Source organism: Trueperella bernardiae (assembly GCF_001469025.1).
Taxonomy (GTDB): domain Bacteria; phylum Actinomycetota; class Actinomycetes; order Actinomycetales; family Actinomycetaceae; genus Trueperella; species Trueperella bernardiae.
This window is the reverse complement of sequence record NZ_LNIZ01000018.1, coordinates 1-5,218: the sequence shown is the minus strand read 5'-3', so window position 1 is coordinate 5,218 and position 5,218 is coordinate 1. Positions and strand designations below refer to the sequence as shown.

The following is a 5,218-nucleotide window of genomic DNA, read 5'->3' as shown; positions in this document are numbered from 1 at the left end:
GTGGGTGTGTTGTTTGATATCTCAATAGTGTGTCAGCTTTTTATGTTGTGTTTTTTGCAGCTGGCCTTTTTGGTTGGTTGTGTTTTTTGCCAGTTTTTCTGGTTGTTTGAGTCTGTTTGTCAGGCTTTCTGTATGGATCTTACTGACTGTTTGGTTGGTTTGGTTTTTTGTGGAGAGTTTGATCCTGGCTCAGGACGAACGCTGGCGGCGTGCTTAACACATGCAAGTCGAACGATGAAGCTACAGCTTGCTGTGGTGGATTAGTGGCGAACGGGTGAGTAATACGTGAGTAACCTGCCCTTGTCTTTGGGATAAGCCTGGGAAACTGGGTCTAATACCGGATATTCTGCTTTCATCGCATGGTGGGGGTTGGAAAGGGTTTCTGGATAGGGATGGGCTCACGGCCTATCAGCTTGTTGGTGGGGTGATGGCCTACCAAGGCGTCGACGGGTAGCCGGCCTGAGAGGGTGACCGGCCACATTGGGACTGAGATACGGCCCAGACTCCTACGGGAGGCAGCAGTGGGGAATATTGCACAATGGACGCAAGTCTGATGCAGCGACGCCGCGTGGGGGATGAAGGCTTTCGGGTTGTAAACTCCTTTCAGTACAGAACAAGGCCTTTTTGGTTGAGGGTATGTGCAGAAGAAGCGCCGGCTAACTACGTGCCAGCAGCCGCGGTAATACGTAGGGCGCGAGCGTTGTCCGGAATTATTGGGCGTAAAGAGCTCGTAGGCGGTTTGTTGCGCCTGCTGTGAAAGACCGGGGCTTAACTTCGGGGTTGCAGTGGGTACGGGCAGACTAGAGTGTGGTAGGGGTAATTGGAATTCCTGGTGTAGCGGTGGAATGCGCAGATATCAGGAGGAACACCGATGGCGAAGGCAGGTTACTGGGCCACCACTGACGCTGAGGAGCGAAAGCGTGGGTAGCGAACAGGATTAGATACCCTGGTAGTCCACGCCGTAAACGTTGGGCACTAGGTGTGGGGCCTTTTCCACGGGTTCTGCGCCGTAGCTAACGCATTAAGTGCCCCGCCTGGGGAGTACGGCCGCAAGGCTAAAACTCAAAGGAATTGACGGGGGCCCGCACAAGCGGCGGAGCATGCGGATTAATTCGATGCAACGCGAAGAACCTTACCAAGGCTTGACATACACTGCGATGTGCCAGAGATGGTGCAGCCTTCGGGGTGGTGTACAGGTGGTGCATGGTTGTCGTCAGCTCGTGTCGTGAGATGTTGGGTTAAGTCCCGCAACGAGCGCAACCCTTGTCCTGTGTTGCCAGCAATTCGGTTGGGGACTCACGGGAGACTGCCGGGGTTAACTCGGAGGAAGGTGGGGATGACGTCAAATCATCATGCCCCTTATGTCTTGGGCTTCACGCATGCTACAATGGCCGGTACAGAGGGTTGCGAGCCTGTGAGGGTGAGCTAATCTCTTAAAGCTGGTCTCAGTTCGGATTGGGGTCTGCAACTCGACCCCATGAAGTCGGAGTCGCTAGTAATCGCAGATCAGCAACGCTGCGGTGAATACGTTCTCGGGCCTTGTACACACCGCCCGTCACGTCACGAAAGTTGGTAACACCCGAAGCCCGTGGCCTAACCTTTTGGGGGGAGCGGTCGAAGGTGGGATTGGCGATTGGGACGAAGTCGTAACAAGGTAGCCGTACCGGAAGGTGCGGCTGGATCACCTCCTTTCTAAGGAGCCTCATGTGCCTGCGATCATGGTGGTTGTGGGTGTTGTTGTGGGGTTTTTAGTGGTTCGCAATGTGATTGGCTGGCATGCTGTTGGGGTGTGGGGTAACAGGCCCTGGCCACCCATGCGCAAGTTTTCAGGCTGTTTGTTTGGGTTTGTGTGTGGTGTTGGTGTGGTGGTTGAGAATTGTATAGTGGATGCGAGCATCTTTTGGTTTTTGTAAGTGTTTAAGGGCGTTCGGTGGATGCCTTGGTACACGAAGCCGATGAAGGACGTTGTAGCCTGCGATAAGCCTCGGGGAGTTGGCATACGAGCTGTGATCCGAGGGTGTCCGAATGGGGGAACCTGCCTGGAGTTGTTTCTGGGTACCGCCACCTGAATGTATAGGGTGGTTGGGGGTGACGCGGGGAAGTGAAACATCTTAGTACCCGTAGGAAGAGATATTCTGTGAGTAGTGGCGAGCGAAAGCGGATGAGGTTAAACCGGGTGTGTGTGATAGCTGTCGGGCGTTGCGCATTCGGGGTTGTGGGAGCCATGTGGCCTTACCGGCATGGGGTCGTGGAGTGATAAAGGTGTGGGGTAGGCGAATCAGTTGGGAAGCTGGACCGTAGTGGGTGATAGTCCTGTAGCTGAAACCTCATGCTCTCTTTGTGGTTGTCCCGAGTAGCACGGGGCTCGTGAAATCTCGTGTGAATCTGCACAGACCACTGTGTAAACCTAAATACTTCGTGTGACCGATAGTGGATAGTACCGTGAGGGAATGGTGAAAAGTACCCCGGGAGGGGAGTGAAATAGTACCTGAAACCGTGCGCTTACAATCCGTCAGAGCCTTCTTGGTGGGGGTGATGGCGTGCCTTTTGAAGAATGAGCCTGCGAGTTAGGATGTGTGGCGAGGTTAACCCGTGTGGGGTAGTCGTAGCGAAAGCGAGTCTGAATAGGGCGTTGTAGTTGCATGTTCTAGACCCGAAGCGAGGTGATCTAGCCATGGGCAGGGTGAAGCACGTGTAAGAGCGTGTGGAGGCCCGAACCCACTTCAGTTGAAAATGGAGGGGATGACCTGTGGTTAGGGGTGAAAGGCCAATCAAACTTCGTGATAGCTGGTTCTCCCCGAAATGCATTTAGGTGCAGCGTTGCGTGTGCTTGCTGGTGGTAGAGCGACTGGATGGTCGATGGCCCTTATACCGGGTACTGAGATCAGCCAAACTCCGAATGCCGGTTAAGTTGAGCGTGGCAGTGAGACTGTGGGGGATAAGCTCCATTGTCGAGAGGGAAACAGCCCAGATCATCGGTTAAGGCCCCTAAGGGTGTGCTAAGTGGGAAAGGATGTGGAGTTGCTGTGACAACCAGGAGGTTGGCTTAGAAGCAGCCATCCTTGAAAGAGTGCGTAATAGCTCACTGGTCAAGTGATTCCGCGCCGACAATGTAGCGGGGCTAAGTACACCGCCGAAACCGTGGCAACAATTTTTTTGTTGGGTAGGGGAGCGTCGTGCTTGAGGTGAAGCTGCCAGGTGACTGTGTGGTGGATTGAGTGCGAGTGAGAATGCAGGCATGAGTAGCGATTGACGGGTGAGAATCCCGTCCTCCGAATAACTAAGGGTTCCAGGGCCAGGTTCGTCCGCCCTGGGTTAGTCGGGTCCTAAGGCGAGGCCGACAGGCGTAGTCGATGGGCAACCAGTTGTTATTCTGGTACCGGCGAAGGACCGTCCATGCTGAAGCAGGGGATACTAACCATCCCTGCCCATTGCTAGCCCTTTCGGGGGTTGGTGGTGTGGTGGGCGTGGGACCTGATCTTGTTGTAGGCAAGCGTGTTAACAGGGGTGACGCAGAGTGGTAGCTTCCGCGTGGCTTATGGCTTGCCACGTTTAACAGCGCAGCTTGTTCCTTTGGCAAATCCGGGGAACGTATAAAGTGAGGCTGGATGATGAGACCGAATGGTCGAAGTAGAGTGATCCTGTGCTGCCGAGAAAAGCCTCGACGTGAGGTTCTAGCCGCCCGTACCCTAAACCGACACAGGTGGTTAGGTAGAGTATACTAAGGAGTTCGAGTGAATCGTGGTTAAGGAACTCGGCAAAATGCCCCCGTAACTTCGGGAGAAGGGGGGCCTGATCCTTGAAGCGCTTTACGTGCTAGGGGTGATGGCCGCAGAAACCAGGGAGAAGCGACTGTTTATCAAAAACACAGGTCCGTGCGAACACGTAAGTGGATGTATACGGACTGACGCCTGCCCGGTGCTGGAAGGTTAAGAGGATCGGTTAGACTCTTTTGGGTCGAAGCTGAGAATTTAAGCCCCAGTAAACGGCGGTGGTAACTATAACCATCCTAAGGTAGCGAAATTCCTTGTCGGGTAAGTTCCGACCTGCACGAATGGCGTAACGACTTCTCCGCTGTCTCAACCGCGAACTCGGTGAAATTGCATTACGAGTAAAGATGCTCGTTTCGCGCAGCAGGACGGAAAGACCCCGGGACCTTTACTATAGCTTGGTATTGGTGTTTGGTACGGTTTGTGTAGGATAGGTGGGAGACTGTGAAGCTGTCACGCTAGTGATGGTGGAGTCATTGTTGAAATACCACTCTGATCGTGCTGGATGTCTAACCTTGGACCATGATCTGGTTCAGGGACAGTGCCTGGTGGGTAGTTTAACTGGGGCGGTTGCCTCCTAAATGGTAACGGAGGCGCTCAAAGGTTCCCTCAGCCTGGTTGGTAATCAGGTGTTGAGTGTAAGTGCACAAGGGAGCTTGACTGTGAGACTGACAAGTCGAGCAGGTACGAAAGTAGGAACTAGTGATCCGGCGGTGGCTTGTGGAAGCGCCGTCGCTCAACGGATAAAAGGTACCCCGGGGATAACAGGCTGATCCTGCCCAAGAGTTCATATCGACGGCATGGTTTGGCACCTCGATGTCGGCTCGTCGCATCCTGGGGCTGGAGTAGGTCCCAAGGGTTGGGCTGTTCGCCCATTAAAGCGGTACGCGAGCTGGGTTCAGAACGTCGTGAGACAGTTCGGTCCCTATCCGCTGCGCGCGTTGGAAACGTGAGAAGGGCTGTCCCTAGTACGAGAGGACCGGGACGGACGAACCTCTGGTGTGCCAGTTGTACCGCCAGGTGCATGGCTGGTTGGCTACGTTCGGAAGGGATAACCGCTGAAAGCATCTAAGCGGGAAGCCTGCTTCAAGATAACGTTTCCCAGACACATTAAGTGTTGTGAGGCCCCCTATAGACCATGGGGTTGATAGGCCAGACGTGGAAGCCTAGTAATGGGTGGAGCTGACTGGTACTAATTGGCCGACCACTTAAAAAACTTTTATAACTTGTTGTTCGCATCCGCTATACAATTCTGGGCCACCACACTAACCGGCCCAGATAACTGAATAAACCAACCGTTATGGTTGGCCCCGTTATTTTGACGGTGGCAATAGCGGTAGGGTAACGCCCGGTCCCATTCCGAACCCGGAAGCTAAGCCTACCAGCGCCGATGGTACTGCACTTGAGAGGGTGTGGGAGAGTAGGACACCGCCGTCACCAAACTTGAT

1 protein-coding gene and 3 rRNA genes are annotated in these 5,218 nt (G+C 54.1%); all 4 read left to right on the top strand.

Translation table 11 applies throughout. The features are described from left to right. Positions 1-166: 166 nt before the first annotated feature. A 16S ribosomal RNA gene (locus AQZ59_RS08950) occupies positions 167-1,692 on the top strand. A gap of 14 nt (positions 1,693-1,706) precedes the next feature. Then, complete coding sequence (locus AQZ59_RS09700) at positions 1,707-1,913, top strand: hypothetical protein (protein ID WP_201783186.1); 207 nt, start codon at positions 1,707-1,709, stop codon at positions 1,911-1,913. Further along, a 23S ribosomal RNA gene (locus tag AQZ59_RS08945) occupies positions 1,908-4,986 on the top strand. Before AQZ59_RS09700 ends, AQZ59_RS08945 begins: the two co-directional genes overlap by 6 nt. 104 nt (positions 4,987-5,090) lie before the next feature. Beyond that, a 5S ribosomal RNA gene (gene rrf, locus AQZ59_RS08940) occupies positions 5,091-5,207 on the top strand. Together the 16S, 23S and 5S rRNA genes form the textbook arrangement of a ribosomal RNA operon. Positions 5,208-5,218: the final 11 nt, after the last annotated feature.